General features: G+C 46.0%; 1 protein-coding gene. It reads left to right on the forward strand.

Annotation, left to right across the window (positions count from 1 at the left end; genetic code table 11):
- Positions 1-18: 18 nt before the first annotated feature.
- Positions 19-367, forward strand: a 349-nt coding sequence (locus D4A39_RS19470; RefSeq protein WP_199699516.1) for a hypothetical protein, incomplete at its 3' end; no start/stop codon positions are given.

Below are 367 nucleotides of genomic sequence, written 5' to 3' on the forward strand. Positions count from 1 at the left end.
TGTACCTTTGCACCCGTTATGAAAAGAATAGTATTTTATAGTAAAAAGAGCGTATGCATTGGTTTGGCAGCGGTAGCGTTGCAGGCTAGTGCTGCGGATAACGAAAGGGCTACTTGCTCTGACCTGTCATTGGGTACGAGTGAAAAGTTTGCAGAAGCTAACGGCTTGCTGGCTGATAGCAGCCGAGTTTATGACATTGATGAAGTTGTGGTTGTTTCGCAGCCTAAGGAGAATTTCCGTCTTCGTCAACAGCCTCTCAGTAGCACTTCCTTTGGTTCTTATCAGATGCAGCGATTAGCTTCTCGCGATTTGCGCGAACTTTCCTGCTATGTTCCTAATTTTGTGATGCCCAACTATGGCTCGCGTT

This window comes from Alcanivorax profundi, from assembly GCF_003597125.1.
Taxonomy (GTDB): domain Bacteria; phylum Pseudomonadota; class Gammaproteobacteria; order Pseudomonadales; family Alcanivoracaceae; genus Alcanivorax; species Alcanivorax profundi.